Here is a 20,091-nt window from a genome sequence, read left to right on the forward strand (position 1 = left end):
CCCGCCCCCGCGCCGTGCGCGGGCCGCGGGCCGGCGGCCCCGCCGGAGAGAGAAGCACATGAACCACACCCCCATCGACCCCGCCACCGGAGCGCCGCTGGCCACGGTGCCCGACAGCTCCCCCGAGCAGGTGGCGGGCGCCGTGCGCGCGGCGCGGGAGGCCTACCAGCAGTGGTCGCAGGCGACGCCCGCGGAGCGCTCGCGGGTTCTGCTGCGCCTGGCCGACCTGGTGGAGTCCGACGCCGAGGAGCTGACGCGGCTGGAGGTGGCGCAGACCGGCAAGCCCGCCGCCGTCTTCCGGGACGGCGAGCTGCCGTTCGCGGTGGACAACCTGCGCTTCTTCGCCGGCGCGGCCAGGTCGCTGGACGGGACGGGCGCGGGCGTGCTGAGCGCCGGCTACACCTCGGTGCTGGTGCGCCGCCCGGTCGGCGTGGTCGCCTCCATCGCGCCGTGGAACTTCCCGCTGGTGATGGCGGTGTGGAAGATCGGCCCCGCGCTGGCCGCGGGCAACGGGGTGGTGATCAAGCCGGCGCCGCAGACCCCTGGCACGACTCTGCGCCTGGTGGAGCTGGCCGCCAAGGCCGGCCTCCCGGACGGGCTGCTGCGGGCCGTCACCGGCGACGCCGAGGTGGGAGAGGCCCTGACCGGCGACCCGGGCGTGGACATGATCAGCGTGACGGGTTCGACGGCGACCGGCCGCTCGGTCATGCGGGCCGCGGCCGGCGATCCGGCGGGCGGGCGCTCCGGCCTCAAGCGGGTGCACCTGGAGCTCGGCGGCAAGGCGCCGGCGCTGGTGTTCGGCGACGCCGACCTGGCCGAGATGGCGAGGGGCGTCGCCATGGGCGCCACCTACAACACCGGGCAGGACTGCACGGCGGCGACGCGCGTCTACGTGGAGCGTGAGGTCCACGACCAGGCGGTCGAGGCGCTGCGCGAGACCCTGGCCGCGATCGTCGCCGGCGACCCGTGGGACCCCTCGACCGACATCGGGCCGCTGATCTCGGCGGGGCACCGCGAACGCGTGCACGGGTTCGTCCGGCGGGCCGTGGCGGGCGGGGCGCGCGTGGTGACCGGCGGCACGGTGCCGGAGGGCCGGGGGTTCTTCTACCCGCCCACGCTGATCACCGGAGCCGCCCAGGACAGCGAGGTCGTCCAGGGGGAGATATTCGGTCCGGTGGTCGTCGTGCTGCCGTTCTCCGGAGAGGACCAGGCCGTGCGGCTGGCCAACGACACCCCCTACGGCCTGGCGTCCTCGGTGTGGTCGCGTGACGTGGCGAGGGCCCTTCGGGTGTCGCACCGGTTGGATGTGGGTGTCACCTGGGTGAACGATCATCTTCCGATCGCCTCGGAGGCGCCGCACGGCGGGGTGAAGGGCAGCGGCTTCGGCAAGGACATGAGCCAGGAAGCGGTGCAGGAGTACTCCGTCACGAGGCACCTCATGATCAAACACGCGCCGTCCGAGACCCGTGAGGGCTTCCGTCCCGCATAGTTACGGAAGCGAGTCGACGGTTTTATCCCTAGAAGTACCAGTTTGAGTTGATTGTCCATACATGTTCTGTTGGCCGATCTGGTAGGGGTGTGCTGCAATTACCATCGCCTGATGGATGTCTCGGACGTCTCATGCGCCTCGCGCGTGACGTACCCCCCTGCACGCCAGGCTCGGTGAGAGGTTGCGAAATCAGTGAGGAACCCAGAACCCCGGGGCAACCCGGGGCGAAATGACCGTGTGGAGCGGTCCGAGCCGGCCATGACGGGCACTCCGAAGACAGGCAGCCGTCTGAGGCTGAAGAACTGGCGTGTGCGGTCCCGCCTGATCGCCCTCATCATCGTCCCGACGATCGTCGGCGTCATCCTCGGCGCGGTGCAGCTCACCAACGCCGTCGGAAACTCCGCCGAGTACAGCCGCCTCAGCGAGGTGGCCGCGCTCGTGCAGAAGATCGACGTCCTGGTGCACGAGGTCGACCGCGAGCGCGACCTCACCGCCTGGTACCTCGCCGAGGGACGCCGCCAGGCGCGCCTGAAGAAGGTGCGCGCCCAGCAGGCCGTCGTGGACCGCGCCAGAGAGCCCGTGCTCGCCGCGGTGTCGGCGCTGGACGACACCCACACCGCCCGTGTCCGCGCCGAGGCCGCGCAGATCCGCAGATGGCTGGAAGGCCTGCCGGGCCTGCGCACCCGTATCGCCGCCGGCGTGCCCTCGCGAGCGGCGCTCGGCATCTACTCCAGCCTCATCAACGTCCTCACCTCCATGCAGGGCGAACTGGGCGCCTCCGGCAAGGACCAGCGCCTGTTCGGTGACACCATCGCCCTCGGCGCGCTGAGCCGCGCCAAGGAAGAGGTCTCGCGCCAGCGCGGCCTGATGACGGTCGGGCTCACCACCCTCGGCACCCTGGGCGGCGGCTTCGACTACGACGACTTCGTCGACTTCCCCGGCTCCTGGAGCCGTCAACAGAGCGAGACCGCGACGTTCCTGTCCGAGGCCCAGCCCGCCGACGTCAAGTTCTACAACGACACCGTCCGCGGGCAGCAGATCGACAAGGCCGACTGGATGCGCGCCCTGGCGCTGGCGCAGCTGCGCCAGTTCAAGGAGATCCAGGACCTCGACCCGATCCGCCGCGACGACACCACCATCTGGTACACCTCCACCAGCGCCGTCGCCGACCGCATGCGCAAGGTCGAGGAGCGGCTGGTGGACTCGGTCGTCCAGCAGAGCCAGGCGCTCCAGCAGGAGGCCGGGCGGCAGGCGTTCATCTCCGGCGCCGTCATCATCCTCCTGCTGCTGCTGGTCCTCATCATCACCGCCGTGGTCGCCAGCTCGCTGACCCGCCCGCTGCGCCGCCTGCGCGCCGAGGCTTTGGAGATCGCCGGCAGCCGCCTCCCGCAGACCGTCCAGCGGCTGCGCGAGAGCGGCGACACCGCCCCGGCCGCCGACGTCGTGCCCATCGGCGTCAACTCCAGGGACGAGATGGGAGAGGTCGCCCGGGCCTTCGACGAGGTCCACCGCGAGGCGATCCGGCTGGCGGGCGACGAGGCCCGCCTGCGCAGCAACGTCAACGCCATGTTCGTCAACCTCTCCCGGCGCAGCCAGACCCTCGTCGAGCGCCAGCTCAGTCTCATCGAGGGCCTGGAGCAGGGCGAGGAGGACGAGACCCGGCTCGGCAACCTGTTCAAGCTGGACCACCTGGCCACCCGTATGCGGCGCAACAGCGAGAACCTGCTGGTCCTCGCCGGTCAGGAGACCGCGCGCAAGTGGAGCGACCCGGTGCCGCTGGTCGACGTCTGCCGCGCCTCGCTGTCGGAGGTGGAGGGCTACGAGCGCGTCGACGTGCGCGTCCAGTCGGCCACCGCGGTCACCGGCCAGGCCGTCAACGACGTCGTCCACCTGATCGCCGAGCTGGTCGAGAACGCCGTCTCCTTCTCCCCGCGCGACACCAAGGTCGTCATCACCAGCAACCGCGTCGACGGCGGCGGGGTGATGGTGTCGGTCAGCGACACCGGCATCGGCATGACCGCCGAGGAGGCCGCCGAGGCCAACTGGCGCCTTGCCAACCCGCCGGTCGTGGACGTCTCGGTGTCGCGCCGCATGGGCCTGTTCGTGGTCGGCCGCCTCGCGCTGCGCCACAACATCAAGGTGCAGCTGCGCCAGCAGGATGGCGGCGGGCTCACCGCGATGGTGATGATCCCCGAGTCGCTCCTGTCGGTCCCCGGCGGGCCGCGGATCCCCGGCGCGCCCGCCGAGACCGTCGCCGGCCAGTTCGGCGCCACGACGCAGGCCGCCTCGTTCGGCGCGGGAGGCTTCCCGGCCCCGGCCGGCTTCGAGACACCCGCCTCGCGCGGGATGCGCGCGCCGGTCTTCGGAGCCGACGACCCCGGGGTGGCCGCGGCCCCCGGTCCGCAGAAGCGCGGGCCGTTCGAGCGCGGGCCGTTCGAGCGCGACCCCTTCGAGCGTCCCCCGCTGCCCACGCGCGACCCGTTCGAGCGCCCGCCGGCGGGGCAGGGCAGCGCGTTCGCCGCCACGCCGTCGCCCGGCGACCGCGGGCCGTTCGACCGGGACCCGGCCTCCATGGACGACCTGTTCGACCGCTACTTCGACCCCAACCCGCCGATCGACACCCCCTGGCCGGCCGACGTGCCGGCTCCCGGCACCACCGGCGAGGGCGCGGCCCCCTGGTCGTCGGACCTGGCCGACCAGGACACCGCCTCATGGCCGGCCGTCCCCTCAGGGCCCGGCGGGATGACCGGGCCGCTGACCGGAGGCGGGCCGGTGACCGGCGGTCCCGGCGGCCCCGTCACGGGCGGCTCCGTCACGGGCGGCCCGGCCGGTCCGGTGACCGGCGGGGCGGCCGAGGCCCCGAGGCGCGGCTTCGGGGCGATCCCCGACGACCACACCGGCCCGCTGCCGGTGGTCCACACCTCGGCCCTCGACGACGGGCCGGAGGAGTTCCTGCCGATCTTCGCGGCGGTCGAGTCCGACTGGTTCCGCCGCACCGACCTGGAGCCGGCCCCGCGCGAGAGCGCGCCCGGACTCCCGCAGGAGCCGGCGCTCCCGGTGGAGCGCGAGGCCGAGCAGGCCGTCGTCGTGCAGCCGGCCGAGGGCAGAGGCTGGTCCTCGCCCGCCGACGCCGGCTGGCAGGCCGCCCGGGCGGCCAGCGATCCCTCTCTGGGAGGCGTCACCCCCTCCGGGCTCCCCAAGAGGGTGCCCAAGGCGAACCTGGTGCCGGGGTCGGCCGACCCCGGGCCCTCGGTCTTCACCCCGCAGCCCTCGCTGTCGCCCGACCGGGTGCGCAGCCGCCTGTCGAGCTTCCAGCAGGGCGTGCGGAAGGGGCGGGCCGTCGCCCGCGGCGAGAGCGAGCAGAACGACGACTTTGCCCCCAACTGGAACGTTGACCGCAACAAGGAGGACTCGTGAGGGAGCTGAGCCAGGCCGCCCGTGGAGTCAACTGGCTTATCACAGACTTTGTGAACAATGTCCCCGGTGTGGCGCACACGGTGGTCGTGTCGGCCGACGGGTTGCCGCTGGCCTACTCGGAGGGGTTCCCCAAGGACCGGGCCGACCAGCTCGCGGCGGTGGCCGCGGGTCTGATCAGCCTGACCCAGGGCGCCTCCCGGGTGTTCGAGGGCGGCGCGGTCACCCAGACCGTGGTGGAGATGCAGCGGGGCCTGCTGCTGATCATGTCGATCAGCGACGGGTCCTGCCTGGCCGTGCTGGCGGCGGCCGACTGCGACATGGGCCTGGTCGCTTATCAGATGACGTTGCTGGTGGAGCGTGCCGGTCAGGTGCTGACCCCGGCCGTGCGTGCCGAGCTGCAGGCGTCTCAACCCAGGTGAGGGGCCGATGACAGGAGGACGCTGTGGCACGCCGCGGCTGGACAGATGACGGCGATCCGCTGAGCGGCGGATCGCCGTACCCGCCCATCGAGGACGTCCGCCGGTTCTCCGGCGCGGCGGCCCCGCTTCCCAACCCCGAACCGGTGGAACGCAGTTCCCTGGTCCGGCCGTACGCGGTGACCGGGGGCCGTACCGCCCCCCGGACCTCGCTCGCCATGGAGGCGCTCGTCTCCTCCTCCACATCGTCACATCAAGATCTGTCGACTCTCACTCCGGAGAAGCAGGCGATCAGTACGCTGTGCCGTCAGGTGCGGTCGGTCGCCGAGATCGCCGCGATGCTGCGCATGCCCCTCGGCGTGGCCCGCGTCGTGATCGCCGACATGGCGGCAGAGGGCCTGGTCCAGGTGCACCACCCGCAGCTGGAGACGGGTAAGCCGGACCTCAACTTGCTTGAAAGGGTTCTCAGTGGACTTCGCAGGCTCTAGCCGCGGCCCGGCGCTGACGTCGACGAAGATCGTCGTCGCGGGCGGGTTCGGTGTCGGCAAGACGACCTTCGTCGGGGCGGTGTCGGAGATCGTGCCCCTCACCACCGAGGCCGTGATGACCGACGCCAGCGCGGGCATCGACGACCTGGGGCTGACGCCGCACAAGACCACGACGACCGTCGCCATGGACTTCGGGCGCGTCTCCCTGGACCAGGACCTCATTCTGTACCTGTTCGGCACGCCGGGGCAGCACCGGTTCTGGTTCATGTGGGACGACCTGGTGCGCGGCGCCATCGGCGCCGTCGTGCTTGTCGACACCCGCCGTCTGGCCGACTGCTTCCCGGCGATCGACTACTTCGAAGAGGCCGGCCTGCCGTTCGTGGTGGGCGTCAACGGCTGGGACGGGCACTACCCGCACGCCGACGAGGAGGTGCGCGAGGCGCTCACGCTCGCCCCGCACATCCCCATGGTGCGCACCGACGCCCGCTCACGCGACTCGGTCAAGGGCACCCTCATCGCGCTGGTGGAGCACGCCCTGACGATGCGGGTGGCCGTTCCCGGCTGGGGAGGCCGCTGAACCGGCCGGGCCGCCCGGGCGCGCCCCGGCCGCGCCGCCGTCACGGCGGTGGCGCGTCCTGTACGGGCGATCGTCGCACCGGCCGGCGGAACGTGAGAAGGGGGACGCGGTCCCGGTGAGCCGGGCCGCGTCCCCCTTCCATGTGCGCCTCTAGGCGTCCGCGGGCCGGCCCCCGGCCCCCATGGCGTGGTCCTTGCCGCGCACCAGCCGCCCGACCTCGGCGCGCAGGTGCACGAACGCCGGAAGCTCCCGGGTCGCGATCTGGTCGCGCGGGAACGGCAGGTCCACGCTCAGCTCGCCGGCCACCCGCGCCGGCGACTTGCCGAGCACGACGACGCGGTCCCCGACGTACACGCTCTCGTCGATGTCGTGGGTGATCAGCAGGATGGTCATGCGGTGGTCCTCGCGGACCCGCAGCACCAGGTCCTCCAGGTCCTCGCGGGTCTGGGCGTCCACCGAGCCGAAGGGCTCGTCCATGAGCATCAGCGCGGGACGGTAGGCGATCGCCCGGGCGATCGCCACGCGCTGCTGCATGCCGCCGGACAGCTCCCATGGGTACTTGCCCGACGCGCCCGGCAGACCCACGGCGTCCAACGCCTCCGCCGCGGCCGCCCGGCGCGCCGCGCGGTCCTTGCCGCGCCGGCGCAGCGGCAGGGCGACGTTGTCCCCGACCGACATCCAGGGGAACAGCGACCGGCTGTAGTCCTGGAAGACGACGGCCAGGTCACCGGGGGTGTCCGCGATCTCGGTGTCGCGGATGCGGATGTGGCCCTCGGTGGGCTTGATCAGTCCGGCGATGGAGCGCAGCAGGGTCGACTTGCCGCAGCCGGAGGGTCCGACGACGCTGACCAGCTCGCCCTCGGAGACCTTCAGGTCGATCCCTCCAAGGGCCTGGTGGGCCTTCGGGCCTTCGCCGTACGTGTGACGCAGGTTGACGACATCGAGCACGATGGTTCCTCAGGTTGTCTGCCGGGCACGCCGGTGCCAGGAAAGGACGCGGCGCTCGATCATGATGAAGGACGCGTTCAGCGTGTAACCGAGGATGCCGAGCAGGACCACGCCTCCCCACATCCCTGGCAGGTCGAAGCTCTGCTGCTTGTACAGGATCAGAAATCCGATGCCGTTGACCGCGCCGACGAGCTCGGAGACCACCATGAGGATCACGGCGATCGACAGGCTCACCCTCATCCCGGCGAAGATCTTGGGAGCCGCCGCGGGCAGGATGATGCGGAAGAACCGCTGCGCCCGGGTCAGCCCGAACACCTTGGCGGTGTCGGCGTGGACGCCGTCCAGGTAGCGGGCCCCGTCCACGCTGTTGATCAGGATGGGCCAGATCACCGTGTAGACGATCGTGGCCAGCTGCATCGGCGTGCCGATCTTGAAGATGATGATGAACAGCGGGATCAGCGCGGGCGGGGGAGTGGCCCTGGCGAACTCCACGATCGGGTTGATGTAGTCGTACAGGGCGGAGGACCGGCCAAGGGCGATGCCCAGGGTGATCCCGACGACGCAGGCGAGGATCCATCCGGCGAACAGCCTGCCGAGGCTCGGGCCGAAGTTCGCGACCGCCTCCTCGGTGAGGAACAGGTGGCTCGCGGGCCCGGAGAACCACAGGTCGTACATGCGCACGACGATCGCCGACGGCGGCGGGAAGTAGAACGACTCGGCCTGCCGGGTGGCCAGCTCCCAGGCGGCGATCGCCACCGGGATCAGCCAGACCCGGGTCAGCGCCGTGGCCAGCGAGAGCCGCAGGCTCCCGGAGCGGGAGGAGGGGGAGGGGCCGGTGGAGCCCCGCAGATCCTCGGGGACCGTCGTGACGCTCATGTGGCGCCTCCAGACTTCACCACGTGCCATCGGAACGCCCAGCCGTGCACCTTGACCAGCAGTGCGTTCGCCAGGAGCCCGAGCGTTCCGGTCCAGACCGTGGCCGCGAGCACCAGGTCGGTGCGGAAGCCGGACTGGGCGCGGATCATGTAGGTGCCGATGCCGTCCACCCCTCCGGCCAGCAACTCGGCGCTGACGGTGACGATCAGGCCGATGGAGGCGGCGACGCGCACACCGGTGAGCACGAACGGCGCCGCGCTGGGCAGCGAGACCCGTGCCAGGACGGCGAGCCTGCCGAACCCGAAGCTGCGCAAGGTCTCCTTGGCGACCGGGTCGACGTCCCGCAGGCCGTACATGGTGTTGATGAGGATGGGCCAGATGGCGCCGTACACGACGATCGTCATCTTGGTGCCGTGGTCCCACGCCATCAGCAGCGTGACCAGCGGCAGCAGGACGACCGACGGGATCGGGCGCATGAACTCGACCAGCGGCCGCACCGCGAGCTCGACCTTGGGAAGGCTTCCGAGCAGCAGGCCGAGGGGGGTGCCGAGCAGCACGGCCACGAGCAGTCCACCGCCCCAGACCTCCAGGGTGCCGCTCAGGTAGGACAGGAACTCAGGGTCGACGATGAGCCGGCCGGCGGCCGGAAGCACCGTGGAGATCCGTGGGAGGAGGGCGGGGTCGACCAGTCCTGACCGCCCCACCAGCTCCGCGACGACCAGAAGGCCCGCGACGCCGATGGCGCCGCGGACCGCTCGTGCTCGGATCATTGAGGCAGCGGCACCAGGAGCGGGGCGGCCTCCATCTTGCCCTTGAGGAAGCCGTACTCCAGCATCAGGTCCGGGACCCGCTGGATGCGCGTGGCGTTCAGCGAGGTCGGGAAGACGCCGAGCTTCATGACCGCGGCGACGTCCGGCTTGATCTGGGTGTAGTCGGGCAGCACGGCCTCGACCGCCTTGCGGTCGGACGCGGCGACCTGCTGTCCCTTGAGGATGGCGCGCTGGAAGGCGGCCATGGTCTTCGGGTACTTCTTGGTCCACTCGGCGGTGGCGGCCCAGCCGGCGATCGGGAAGTCCGCCATGGCGCCGGTCATGGTGTCGGCGATAACCCTGGCGCCGTTCTCGCGCTGGATGTTGGACAGGAAGGGCTCGGGCAGCCAGGCGGCGTCGATCTCACCGGAGATGAGCTTGGCCGGCATCTCGGGGAAGGCCAGGGGAACCCACTGGACGCTCTTGTTCGGGTCGAGCCCCGCGGTCTTCAGCGTGGCGCCGACCGCGAGCTGGCCGACGCTGTTGAGGGAGGCGATGGAGACCCGCTTGCCGTCGAGGTCCTTGACCGAGGTGATCTTGGAGTCCTTCGGTACGACCAGGTCGATGACGTCCGGGCCTGCCTGGTAGGCGTCCGCGACCACGCGCCAGTCGCCGGCCTTGGCCTCCTGGGTGGCGAAGATGGAGAAGTAGGCGAGGGCCGCGACGTCCAGGCTGCCGTTGATCAGCCGGGGCAGGGTGGCCGCGGTGCTGGGAGTGATCTCCGTCTTGACCGTCAGCCCTTCCTCTTTGAAGAAACCCTTCTTCTGGGCGATGTAGAGAGCGGAGTGGTCGGCGATCGCCGAGGTCGAGACGTTGATGGTCGTCTTCTCCAGCCCGCTGCCGTTCGCCGGCGCCGCGGAGGATTTCGGCTCGTTGCTCCCGCATGCCGCGAGCGCCAGGCTGGCCAGTAGTCCGACGACGAAGGTACGACCCCTAAGGCTTCTCATTGAGGTGTCCTTTTAGTTGTGGGGGAAGAGTGCCTAGCCCGCCTCTGGGGAAGGCAAAGGTGGCACGGCGAGCGTGAAGCCTAGCGGAGGAAGATCTGCGGTCACACGAAAGCGTGCCCTATGTGGAGGAAGTTGTAGCAAAATCCGCTTTAGTGTGAAATATTGCGATATGTCTGTTTTTGTGACTTTGGAACGGTGTAGACGGCGATGTATGAGCGTGACACGGGTCCGGAGGCGCGGCCGGGGCAGTGATCTCGCACGGCCCCTTTGGCGAGGATCCGTCCGGGCCGAATAATGCTTTGGACCGTTCTAATTACCCATAGCTATTGGTCGACCTCGTAGGCTTATGCTCCAATTGCCCCTTGACTTGCCACGTGTAACACGCGCGTGGCCTTCCCCCCATGAAGCAGACCAGCTGGCGAGAGGTTGCGACCAGTGAGGACAGCAACAATCGAGAGCGGTCGCCGTACCACGCCGGACGCAGCCCAACCGCCTTCGGATCCGGGTGCGCCCACCGACCAAGGAACCAAACCCGAACGGTCGATGGCTCTGCGTAACTGGCGGGTGCGAACCCGTCTCATCGCGCTCATCCTGGTGCCCACCACGGTGGCCGTCCTGCTCGGTGGACTCCGAGTGGCCACCTCCATCCAGAGCGCCACTGAATATGAACGCGTACGGACCGTCGCCGAGTTCGTCACGACTCTGAGCGACCTTGTCCACCAGCTCGACCTCGAACGCGACCTCACCAGCAGGTTCGTCGCCAACGGTCGCCGCGGGACGCAGGCACGCCTGCTCATCCGCGAACAGCAGAGCGACGTCGACGTCGCCGTGCAAAGAGTGCTCGACCGCAAGTCGACGGTGCAGCAGGCCCTGGGCGAGGTCGGCAAGCAGGAGTTCTCCCGCGTCCTCGACCGCCTGTCGGAACTGCACACGCTGCGCGACATCGCGGTGAGCTCCCAGCTCCCGCCCCTTCCAAGCCTTCAGAAGTACGACCTCGTCATCGACGACCTGCTCGCGGTGTTCGACGAGACGGCGCGAGGCAGCACCAACGAAACGCTGGGCTCCAGCGCCGCCGCCTTCGCGGCGTTGTCGCGCTCCGCCGAGCAGGCGTCCAGGCAGCGAGGGCTGATGCTGACGGCGCTCGTGGTCCGCGCCTTCGACAAGAACACGCTCAGCGCCTTCCAGACCGCCAAGTCCCAGCAGGCGAGCGAGCTCAACTCCTTCCTCTTCCTCGCCACGCCGTCCCAGCGCCAGGCGTACTCCGACACGGTCAGCGGCCGGCAGATCGACCTCGCCGCCGCCATGGTGGACCGCGCCCTGTTCATCACCCAGTCCGGCGCCGTCCGGTCACAGACGGGAGGCCCGCCGCAACCCGGATCCGCCACGCTCGACCTCATCGACGGCGGAAACGACGTGCAGGCCTGGTTCGACGCCGCGAGCGACGGCCTGAACCGCATGCACGAGGCCCAGCGGACGCTGGGACGTTCCATCGTCGACCAGGCCGCCGATCTGGCGCGCGCCGACCAGAGCCAGGCCGCCGTCAACATCGGCGTCGTGGCCCTGCTGCTCATCCTGGTGCTGGTCATCACCACCGTCATGGCGCGGTCGCTGGTCAGCCCGCTGCGCCAGCTCCGCCGCGAGGCCCTGGAGATCGCCGGCCGCCGCCTGCCCGAGATGGTGCAGAAACTGCGCGAGTCGGAGGGCAACTCCGGCCCACCCGACGTGAGCCCGATCGGCGTCGGCTCCACCGACGAGGTCGGTGAGGTGGCCCGGGCCTTCGACGAGGTCCACCGCGAGGCGATCAGGCTGGCGAGCGACGAGGCGCAGCTGCGGAGCAACGTCAGCGCCATGTTCGTCAACCTCTCCCGGCGCACGCAGACCCTCGTGGAACGGCAGATCACCCTGATCGACGGCCTCGAGCAGGGCGAGCAGGACGACAAGCGCCTCGGCGACCTGTTCCGCCTGGACCACCTGGCGACCCGCATGCGCCGCAACAGTGAGAACCTCCTGGTCCTCGCCGGCCAGGAACCCGCCCGCCGCTGGAGCCAGCCGGTGGCGCTCCTCGACGTCACCCGGGCCTCGCTGTCGGAGGTCGAGAACTACGAGCGCGTCGCCATGAACGTCCCGGGCGGCGTCTCCATCGTCGGCCAGGCCGTCAACGACGTCATCCACCTGCTGGCCGAGCTGGTCGAGAACGCCATCTCCTTCTCGCCGCGCGAGACCAGGGTCAGCGTCACCGGCAACCGCATCGACGGCGGCGGCGTGATGATCTCGATCACCGACGCCGGCATCGGCATGACCGACGAGGAGCTCGCCCAGACCAACTGGCGGCTGGCCAACCCGCCGGTCGTCGACGTCTCGGTCTCCCGCCGCATGGGCCTGTTCGTGGTCGGCCGCCTCGCGCTGCGCAACGGCATCCGCGTGCAGCTACGGCGGCACGACACCGGCGGCCTGACCGCCATGGTCCTGCTGCCGGAGTCCCTGATGGGATCTCCCACGCATCTCGGCGGCGCCCCGGGCGCGCATTCCGGGGCGCAGGCCCCGGCCTGGTCCGCGATGGGAGGGCAGCCCGCGGGGCAGGGCATGTTCGGCGCGACCCCGCAGACCAGCGGCGCGTTCGACGTGCCGGCGGGCGCCGGCGCCTTCGGCGGCTCGTTCGCCGACGCGGGGGCCTTCGGCGGCCCCAACGGCGCCGGCCCCATGGGCCCGACCACGGGCGGCGGCTTCGGCGGCCCGAGCACCGGCCCCGGCTCTTTCGGCGGCCCGGCGACCGGCTCCGGCGGGTACTCCGGACCCCCCACCGGATCGGGTGGTTTCTACGGCCCCGGATCCGGCGGCTTCGGCGGCCCTCCCACGGGCGGCGGCTACGGCGGACCGCCGAGCGGCCCGAGCTCCTTCGGCGGCCCGGCCACCGGCGGCGGCTACGGCGGCCCGGCCTCGGACGCCTTCACCCGCGGTCCCGCCCCCGACGCCTTCGGCACCCGTAACGGCCCGCCTTCGGACGCCTTCGGCACCCGTAACGGCCCGCCCTCGGACGCCTTCGGCGCCCCCACCGGCGGGCAGGGGAGCTTCGGCCCGTCGGCCTTCGGCGGTCCCCCCACCGGGCCCGGGTCCTTCGGCGGCCCGGCGACGGGAGCGGGGTCCTTCGGCGGCCCGGCGGCCGGAGCGGGCTCCTTCGGCCCGCCCACGGGACCGGGTTCCTTCGGCGGCCCGCCCACCGGGCCGGGCGCGCGAGGCGGCGAGGCGGGCGAACTGCCAGGGCGCCTGCGCCCGCGCCGCTACGACTCCTCCGACCTCGACGCCGTCACCGGCCCCCTGCCCGCCGTGCACACCTCGCCCATGGAGCAGGAAGAGGAGTTCTTGCCGATCTTCGCTTCCGTCGAGTCGGCCTGGTTCCGCAGGGTGGACAGCGAGCAGGAGAAGGACAAGGATCTCCCGGGATGGCAGCAGATCCCCGCCGACGCCGGCTGGCAGGCGGCGGCCGTCGTCCAGGAACCGGTGCGAGACGGCACCACGGCCGCGGGCCTGCCCAAGCGCGTGCCCAAGGCCAACCTCGTCCCGGGGTCGGCGGGCACGCAGGAGGCCGCCGCGTCGCCGCCACCCGCCATGCCGGCGCTCTCACCCGACCGGGCGCGCAGCCGCCTGTCGAGCTTCCAGCAGGGCATCCGGCAGGGCCGGGCGGTCGCCCGCGGTGAGCTGAGCGAGGACGAGGTGGCGTACAACGCCGAGCTGCGGCGCATTCAGGGCGACAAGGAGGACAAGTGAGAGAGCTGAGCCAGGCCGCCCGCGGAGTCAACTGGTTGATCACCGACTTCGTCCGGGGGGTCCCGGGAGTGGCGCACACGGTGGTGGTCTCCTCGGACGGCCTGCCACTGGCCTACTCGGAGGGGTTCCCCAAGGACCGGGCCGACCAGCTCGCGGCGGTGGCCGCGGGTCTGATCAGCCTGACCCAGGGCGCCTCCCGGGTGTTCGAGGGCGGCGCGGTCACCCAGACCGTGGTGGAGATGCAGCGGGGCCTGCTGCTGATCATGTCGATCAGCGACGGGTCCTGCCTGGCCGTACTGGCCGCTCCTGACTGCGACATGGGTCTGGTGGCCTACCAGATGACGCTGATGGTCGAGCGCGCTGGGCAGGTGCTGACGCCGGCCGTGCGCGCCGAGCTTCAGGCGTCGTCCCCGCGGTGACCTCCATGGGCGGCCCGGGCTGGGAGGACGGGTTACGACGCTACCAACAGGAGCCGTCGTCGCCGGTCCGGCCTTTCACGGTCACCGGCGGCAGGACGACGCCGCGGACGCACTTGGCCATGGAGACGCTGGTACATTCCACGATTCCGCCATACCAAGATATTTCCGGCTTGATCCCGGAGTACCAGGCGATCAACACGCTGTGCCGCCAGGTGCGCTCCGTGGCCGAGATCTCCGCGCTTCTGCGGGTCCCGCTGGGCGTGGCCCGCGTGCTGATCTCCGACATGGCCGCGGAAAACCTCGTCCAGCTGCACCAGCCGCAGCTCGACGCCGGCAAGCCGGATCTCAACTTGCTCGAAAGGGTTCTCAGTGGACTTCGCAGGCTCTAGCCGTGGCGGGTTGACCTCGACGAAGATCGTCGTCGCCGGCGGTTTCGGCGTCGGCAAGACGACCTTCGTCGGGGCGGTGTCGGAGATCGTGCCCCTCACCACCGAGGCCGTGATGACCGACGCCAGCGCGGGCATCGACGACCTGGGCCTCATCCCGCAGAAGACCACGACCACGGTGGCGATGGACTTCGGGCGCGTGTCGCTGGACAGCGAGCTGATCCTCTACCTGTTCGGCACGCCCGGCCAGCACCGGTTCTGGTTCATGTGGGACGACCTGGTGCGCGGCGCCATCGGCGCCGTCGTGCTGGTCGACACCCGCCGCCTGGCCGACAGCTTCCCCGCTGTCGACTACTTCGAGGAGGCGAAGCTGCCGTTCGTCATCGGACTGAACGGGTGGGAGGGGCAGTACCCGCACAGCGAGGAAGAGGTGCGCGACGCCCTCACCCTCGCTCCCCACATCCCGATCGTCCGCACCGACGCCCGTCAGCGGGAATCGGTGAAAAGCACCCTGATCTCGCTGGTCGAGCACGCCCTGACCATGCGGGTCTCGGTGCCCGGCTGGCGCGGCTGACGGCGTCCGGCCTCCCCGCCTTCGCTCGATACGCGTGACCGGGCCGCGGAGCGGATAGGCTGGGAGGTCGAGTCGCAGACGCGAAGACCCCGGACGACCCGTAGCGCAGAGGCTGGCCAATCACGTGTTCGAGACGCTTTCCGACCGGCTGACATCGGTCTTCTCCTCCCTCAGGTCCAAGGGCAGGCTTACCGACGCCGACATCGACGCCACATGTCGAGAGATCCGCATCGCCCTGCTCGAGGCGGACGTCGCGCTTCCGGTCGTCAGGGACTTCGTGTCCCACGTCAAGGAGCGCGCACGCGGCGCGGAGGTCTCCCAGGCGCTCAACCCCGCCCAGCAGGTCGTCAAGATCGTCAATGACGAGCTGGTGCAGATCCTCGGCGGCGAGACCCGCCGCCTGCGGTACGCCAAGACCCCTCCGACCGTCATCATGCTCGCCGGCCTCCAGGGCGCCGGCAAGACCACGCTGGCGGGCAAGCTCGCCCGCTGGCTGCGCGAGCAGGGCCACGCCCCGCTCCTGGTCGCCGCCGACCTTCAGCGGCCCAACGCCGTCCAGCAGCTCCAGGTGGTCGGCGAGCGCGCCCAGGTCGCCGTGCACGCCCCCGAGCCCGGCAACGGCGTCGGCGACCCCGTCGCGGTGGCCCGCGGGTCGATCGACCACGCCCGGCGCCAGCAGCACGACATCGTCATCATCGACACCGCCGGCCGCCTCGGCATCGACCAGGAGCTGATGAAGCAGGCCGCGGACATCCGCGACGCCGTCAGCCCCGACGAGGTGCTGTTCGTCGTCGACGCGATGATCGGCCAGGACGCCGTCACCACCGCCCAGGCGTTCATGGACGGCGTCGGGTTCGACGGCGTGGTGCTCACCAAGCTCGACGGCGACGCGCGCGGCGGCGCCGCGCTGTCGGTGCGGCACATCACCGGCCGCCCGATCATGTTCGCCTCCACGGGCGAGAAGCTCGAGGACTTCGACGCCTTCCACCCCGACCGCATGGCGTCCCGCATCCTCGACATGGGTGACATCCTCACCCTCATCGAGCAGGCCCAGCGCACCTTCGACGAGGAAGAGGCCGCCAAGATGGCGGGCAAACTCGTCTCGGGCGACGGCTTCACGCTCGACGACTTCCTCGAGCAGATGATGATGGTCCGCAAGATGGGGCCGCTCAAGAACCTCCTCGGCATGATGCCCGGCATGGGGCAGATGCGTGAGCAGCTCAACCAGGTCGACGAGCGCGACCTCGACCGCGTCGCCGCCATCATCCGCTCCATGACCCCGGCCGAGCGCCAGGACCCCAAGATGATCAACGGCTCGCGGCGCGCGCGCATCGCCCGCGGCTCGGGGGTCTCGGTCACCGAGGTCAGCAACCTCGTCACCCGCTTCTTCGACGCCCAGAAGATGATGAAGCAGGTCGCCGGGGGCATGGGCATCCCCGGCATGCCCGGCGGACGCAAAGGCAAGGCCGCGCAGAAGAAGCCGAAGAAGGGGCGCAGGGTCAGCGGCGACCCCCGCAAGGCCGCCCTCGGCAAGGCGGGCGCGGCCGGCGGAGGGTCCTCGACGCCGCCGCAGCTCCCGCCGGGCCTCGGCGGCATCGGCGGCCTCGGCGGCGGCACGCTTCCGCCCGGGCTGGAGCTCCCGCCCGGCTTCGACCCCTCCAAGTTCCGCCTGCCCGGCCAGAAGTGACCCGCTTCCGCCGACGCCTTCGGTCCGACCGATGCGCCGGCGGGAGAGGTGGTCAGGTGTCATGAGGCGTCGATTCGGACAGGCGTCCAATCATCTGGCACAATGACATGTTGGAACACCGTGACCGTGGGTGCCCTCTCACCCCCGCGCGTCATGTTTGTCCCTCGGGCGGTCATCCCGTCGTGCCCCACTCGACGAGACGCCCGCTCACCCACGCGCGAAATCAGGAGAGACCACACCCGTGGCAGTCAAGATCAAGCTCAAGCGGCTCGGCATGATCCGCAACCCGCAGTACCGCATCGTGGTGGCCGACAGCCGCACCAAGCGTGACGGCCGTGCGATCGAAGAGATCGGCCTCTACCACCCGAAGGAGAACCCCTCCTTCATCCAGGTCGACTCCGAGCGCGCACAGTACTGGCTGGGTGTCGGCGCGCAGCCGACCGAGCCCGTCCTGAAGCTCTTCAAGCTCACCGGCGACTGGCAGAAGTTCAAGGGCGAGCCCGCCCCGCCGGCTCTGCTGGTGGCCGAGCCCAAGGCCGACCGTCACGCCATCTACGAGGCCGCCGCCAAGGAGTCGCTGTCCGGTGACACCGGCACCGGCAACGCCACCACGCAGCGCAAGGCCAAGAAGACCGTGAAGGCCGACGAGACCCCCGCCGCCCCGGCCGAGCCGGCCGCCGCCGAGGAGAAGCCGGAAGGCGAGGCCTGAGGTGCTTGAGGAAGCCCTCGAGCATCTGGTCAAGGGCATCGTCGAGCACCCGGACGACGTCCTGGTCCGCCCCCGCCGCATCCGCAGCGGGCGCGTCCTGGAGGTCCGGGTCCACCCCGACGACCTCGGCAAGGTCATCGGCCGTGGCGGCCGTACGGCCAAGGCGCTTCGCACCGTGATGAACGCCCTGGGCGACGGCAAGTACGTCCGGGTCGACCTGGTCGACCTGAACGAAGCCCGGTAACCAGACCACAGAGGCGAACCACCTCCGCACAGGGGACCCCCGGCACCCGGGCGGTCCCCTGTCGCGGTTGCGGCGTCCCCGCGGGGGCGCCGCGCCCGCCGGCCCCGTCAGGCCGGCCCCTTCAGCCCCTAAGGAGCAGCGACGTGCAGTTGGTCGTCGGCCGCATCGGCCGCCCGCACGGAATCCGTGGTGAGGTGACCATCGAAGTGCGCACCGATGACCCGGACACGCGCTTCGCCCCCGGCAGCGCCCTGGCCACCGACCCGCCGGGCGCCGGCCCCCTGGTCGTCGAGAGCATGCGCTGGCACAAGAACATCCTGCTGCTCGGCTTCGACGGCGTGCGCGGCCGCGAGGGGGCGGAGGCGCTGCGCGGCACCATGCTCGTCATCGACTCGGCGGACATCCCGCCGACCGGCGACCCCGACGAGTTCCACGACCACCAGCTCATCGGCCTGCCCGTCGTCACCACCGGCGGCGAGACCGTCGGTGAGATCACCGACGTGCTCCACCACGGCCAGGACCTGCTGGTGATCCGCCGGCGCGGCGAGGAGGTGTTCGTCCCGTTCGTCAAGGCCCTGGTGCCCGAGGTCGACCTGGTCGCGGGGCGCGTCGTCGTCGACGCCCCTCCCGGGCTGCTCGACTCCGAGGAGACCTCGTGACCGGCACCCGGCGGGCCGCGGGGGCATGCGGGCGGTGACCATGCGCGTCGACATCATCTCGATCTTCCCGGAGTACTTCGCCCCGCTGGAGGTCTCCCTCATCGGCAAGGCGCGCCACAAGGGCCTGCTGGACGTCCGGCTGCACCAGCTCCGCGACTGGACCCGCGACGTGCACCGCACCGTCGACGACACTCCCTACGGCGGCGGCCCCGGCATGGTCATGAAGCCCGAACCATGGGGCGAGGCCATCGACGCCGTCGTCGCGGCGGCGAGCGCGCCGCCCCGGCTGATCGTGCCCACCCCGAGCGGACGGCCGTTCACCCAGCAGGTGGCCCTGGAGTACGCCAAAGAGCCGTGGCTGCTGTTCGCGCCCGCCCGCTACGAGGGCATCGACTCCCGGGTCATGGCCGAGTACGGGGCGCGCCTGCGCCTCGACGAGGTCAGCATCGGCGACTACGTCCTGGCCGGGGGAGAGGCGGCGGTGCTGGTCATCGTCGAGGCCGTCGGCCGCCTGCTGCCGGGGGTGCTCGGCAACGCGGGCTCGGTGACCGACGACTCCTTCGCCCCCGGCGCGATGGAGGGCCTGCTCGAAGGCCCCGTCTACACCAAGCCTCCGGTCTGGCGCGGGCACGAGGTGCCGCCCATCCTGCTGTCGGGCAACCACGGGGCGATCGCCCGCTGGCGGCGGGACCAGGCGCTGCGGCGCACGGCCGCCAAGCGTCCCGAACTGGCGGCGCGGCTCGACCGGCGGGCCCTGGACCGGCGCGACCGCGAGGTCCTCGACGAGACGTCCACGGGTCCGGTCGTCCCCGAACCCCCTGAAACGCCCACGGGTCATGGCGACGCGGTCGTTCCCGAACACCCTGAAACGTCCACGGGTCGTGGCGGCGCGGTCGTCCCCGAACCCCCTGAGACGTCCTGAGGGCGGCCACCTGCCGCCGGCCCTCACGTCGATCGGCCCGGTCTTCGCCCGTACCCTTCGCCCGTGCCCCTTCGTTCCGGCCGGCTGGGCTCGTCCGTCGCGCTCTGTCGCGGTCGGCTCTGTGGACGCGCTCAGCGGGCGGTCGTGTGGCCGCGCTTCGCCGTCGGCGCGGTGGTCGCGCTTCGTTTCGCTTCGAGGCGGAAGATATGGCAGACTGAATCGCTGCTGCCAACTGCCCTGTGGTTGGCGTGGCCGGCCCGGGCAGACGGCCCGGCCTTTGGACGTATCCAGCCCAGCGCTCGTGTCTTCCTCGTCGCCGTGCCTCTGGCATGGCCGGGCGGACCTCCGGGCGCTCGCTAAAATCGAGGAACCGCTGTCATGCACACGCTGATCCAGGAGCTTGAGAAGGCCTCCACACGCAGTGACGTCCCGAGCTTCCGCCCGGGCGACACGCTCGAGGTCCACGTCCGCGTCGTCGAAGGCAACCGGTCCCGCATCCAGGTCTTCAAGGGCTTCGTGCTGCGCCGGCAGGGCGGCGGCGCCCGTGAGACTTTCACCGTCCGCAAGGTGAGCTACGGCGTCGGCGTCGAGCGCACCTTCCCGGTGCACAGCCCGGTCATCGAGAAGATCGACGTCGTCACCCGCGGTGACGTCCGCCGGGCGAAGCTGTACTACATGCGCGACCTGCGCGGCAAGGCGGCCCGCATCCGCGAGAAGCGCGACGCGCTGCCCACCTCCAAGTAAGGCCGGGCGACCGCG

Annotated in this window: 18 protein-coding genes and 1 pseudogene; 15 read left to right on the forward strand and 4 right to left on the reverse strand. The window is 71.1% G+C overall.

What is annotated here, in order from left to right; all coding sequences use genetic code 11:
• The first annotated feature begins 58 nt into the window (after positions 1-58).
• From ABZU32_RS33715 to ABZU32_RS33735, 5 genes are all read left to right on the forward strand, one after another.
• Positions 59-1,489, forward strand: a complete 1,431-nt coding sequence (locus ABZU32_RS33715) for an aminobutyraldehyde dehydrogenase (protein ID WP_354928775.1) — start codon at positions 59-61, stop codon at positions 1,487-1,489.
• Between the two features lie 309 nt (positions 1,490-1,798).
• Positions 1,799-4,906 carry a nitrate- and nitrite sensing domain-containing protein gene (locus tag ABZU32_RS33720; protein WP_354928778.1) on the forward strand — a complete coding sequence of 1,036 codons (3,108 nt, stop codon included), beginning with the start codon at positions 1,799-1,801 and terminating at the stop codon, positions 4,904-4,906.
• Positions 4,907-4,911: 5 nt separating this feature from the next.
• Positions 4,912-5,325 carry a roadblock/LC7 domain-containing protein gene (locus tag ABZU32_RS33725; protein ID WP_203968521.1) on the forward strand — a complete coding sequence of 138 codons (414 nt, stop codon included), beginning with the start codon at positions 4,912-4,914 and terminating at the stop codon, positions 5,323-5,325.
• 143 nt (positions 5,326-5,468) lie between these two features.
• A complete protein-coding gene (locus ABZU32_RS33730; protein WP_354842385.1) occupies positions 5,469-5,810 on the forward strand; it encodes a DUF742 domain-containing protein in 342 nt (113 codons plus the stop codon).
• 13 nt (positions 5,811-5,823) lie between these two features.
• Positions 5,824-6,387 (forward strand): ATP/GTP-binding protein, encoded by a 564-nt coding sequence (locus tag ABZU32_RS33735; RefSeq protein WP_354842388.1) that lies wholly within the window; start codon positions 5,824-5,826, stop codon positions 6,385-6,387.
• Positions 6,388-6,537: 150 nt separating this feature from the next.
• Here the strand turns inward: ABZU32_RS33735 and ABZU32_RS33740 are convergent, their stop codons facing one another.
• The 4 genes from ABZU32_RS33740 to ABZU32_RS33755 are packed head-to-tail and all read right to left on the reverse strand — an operon-like array spanning position 6,538 to position 9,967.
• Complete coding sequence (locus tag ABZU32_RS33740) at positions 6,538-7,335, reverse strand: ABC transporter ATP-binding protein (protein ID WP_354842168.1); 798 nt, start codon at positions 7,333-7,335, stop codon at positions 6,538-6,540.
• A gap of 9 nt (positions 7,336-7,344) precedes the next feature.
• Positions 7,345-8,211, reverse strand: coding sequence for an ABC transporter permease (locus ABZU32_RS33745; protein ID WP_354928781.1), 867 nt, complete (start codon positions 8,209-8,211; stop codon positions 7,345-7,347).
• Complete coding sequence (locus ABZU32_RS33750; protein ID WP_354928784.1) at positions 8,208-8,981, reverse strand: ABC transporter permease subunit; 774 nt, start codon at positions 8,979-8,981, stop codon at positions 8,208-8,210. The genes ABZU32_RS33745 and ABZU32_RS33750 overlap by 4 nt, the downstream gene beginning before the upstream one ends.
• A complete protein-coding gene (locus ABZU32_RS33755; protein ID WP_354928787.1) occupies positions 8,978-9,967 on the reverse strand; it encodes an ABC transporter substrate-binding protein in 990 nt (329 codons plus the stop codon). The genes ABZU32_RS33750 and ABZU32_RS33755 overlap by 4 nt, the downstream gene beginning before the upstream one ends.
• Positions 9,968-10,510: 543 nt before the next feature.
• Here ABZU32_RS33755 and ABZU32_RS33760 point away from each other — a divergent pair.
• From ABZU32_RS33760 to rplS, 10 genes and pseudogenes are all read left to right on the forward strand, one after another.
• On the forward strand, positions 10,511-13,732 hold the full coding sequence (locus tag ABZU32_RS33760; protein WP_354928790.1) for a nitrate- and nitrite sensing domain-containing protein: 3,222 nt from the start codon (positions 10,511-10,513) through the stop codon (positions 13,730-13,732).
• Between the two features lie 5 nt (positions 13,733-13,737).
• A complete protein-coding gene (locus ABZU32_RS33765; protein WP_279339489.1) occupies positions 13,738-14,151 on the forward strand; it encodes a roadblock/LC7 domain-containing protein in 414 nt (137 codons plus the stop codon).
• A 5-nt stretch (positions 14,152-14,156) separates the two neighbouring features.
• A complete protein-coding gene (locus ABZU32_RS33770) occupies positions 14,157-14,540 on the forward strand; it encodes a DUF742 domain-containing protein (protein WP_354842392.1) in 384 nt (127 codons plus the stop codon).
• 10 nt (positions 14,541-14,550) lie between these two features.
• Positions 14,551-15,111 (forward strand): ATP/GTP-binding protein, encoded by a 561-nt coding sequence (locus ABZU32_RS33775; RefSeq protein WP_354842182.1) that lies wholly within the window; start codon positions 14,551-14,553, stop codon positions 15,109-15,111.
• Between the two features lie 124 nt (positions 15,112-15,235).
• Positions 15,236-16,798 carry a signal recognition particle protein gene (gene ffh, locus ABZU32_RS33780; RefSeq protein ID WP_354928793.1) on the forward strand — a complete coding sequence of 521 codons (1,563 nt, stop codon included), beginning with the start codon at positions 15,236-15,238 and terminating at the stop codon, positions 16,796-16,798.
• Positions 16,799-17,039: 241 nt separating this feature from the next.
• The gene (gene rpsP / locus ABZU32_RS33785) at positions 17,040-17,507 is read left to right on the forward strand and encodes a 30S ribosomal protein S16 (RefSeq protein ID WP_354842188.1); all 468 of its coding nucleotides are present in this window, start codon (positions 17,040-17,042) and stop codon (positions 17,505-17,507) included.
• 1 nt (position 17,508) lies between these two features.
• Positions 17,509-17,751 (forward strand): RNA-binding protein, encoded by a 243-nt coding sequence (locus ABZU32_RS33790; RefSeq protein WP_354842190.1) that lies wholly within the window; start codon positions 17,509-17,511, stop codon positions 17,749-17,751.
• A gap of 143 nt (positions 17,752-17,894) precedes the next feature.
• Positions 17,895-18,410, forward strand: coding sequence for a ribosome maturation factor RimM (rimM, locus tag ABZU32_RS33795; protein WP_354928796.1), 516 nt, complete (start codon positions 17,895-17,897; stop codon positions 18,408-18,410).
• Between the two features lie 40 nt (positions 18,411-18,450).
• Positions 18,451-19,197 (forward strand): annotated as a pseudogene (gene trmD / locus ABZU32_RS33800) (tRNA (guanosine(37)-N1)-methyltransferase TrmD); the annotation flags it as partial.
• Positions 19,198-19,710: 513 nt separating this feature from the next.
• Entirely contained in the window at positions 19,711-20,076 is a 366-nt protein-coding gene (rplS, locus tag ABZU32_RS33805) for a 50S ribosomal protein L19 (RefSeq protein WP_354842196.1), read from the forward strand.
• Positions 20,077-20,091 lie beyond the last annotated feature (15 nt).

It is taken from the genome of Sphaerisporangium sp. NPDC005288 (assembly GCF_040607475.1).
Taxonomy (GTDB): domain Bacteria; phylum Actinomycetota; class Actinomycetes; order Streptosporangiales; family Streptosporangiaceae; genus Sphaerisporangium; species Sphaerisporangium rhizosphaerae.

What these genes read in the sequence shown, in the direction of transcription:
- ABZU32_RS33715 (WP_354928775.1), top strand. Translation starts at nt 59, where the DNA reads ATGAACCACACCCCCATCGACCCCGCCACCGGAGCGCCGCTGGCCACG.
- ABZU32_RS33745 (WP_354928781.1), bottom strand. Translation starts at nt 8,211, where the DNA reads ATGAGCGTCACGACGGTCCCCGAGGATCTGCGGGGCTCCACCGGCCCC.
- ABZU32_RS33750 (WP_354928784.1), bottom strand. Translation starts at nt 8,981, where the DNA reads ATGATCCGAGCACGAGCGGTCCGCGGCGCCATCGGCGTCGCGGGCCTT.
- ABZU32_RS33755 (WP_354928787.1), bottom strand. Translation starts at nt 9,967, where the DNA reads ATGAGAAGCCTTAGGGGTCGTACCTTCGTCGTCGGACTACTGGCCAGC.
- ABZU32_RS33760 (WP_354928790.1), top strand. Translation starts at nt 10,511, where the DNA reads ATGGCTCTGCGTAACTGGCGGGTGCGAACCCGTCTCATCGCGCTCATC.
- ABZU32_RS33770 (WP_354842392.1), top strand. Translation starts at nt 14,157, where the DNA reads ATGGGCGGCCCGGGCTGGGAGGACGGGTTACGACGCTACCAACAGGAG.
- rplS (WP_354842196.1), top strand. Translation starts at nt 19,711, where the DNA reads ATGCACACGCTGATCCAGGAGCTTGAGAAGGCCTCCACACGCAGTGAC.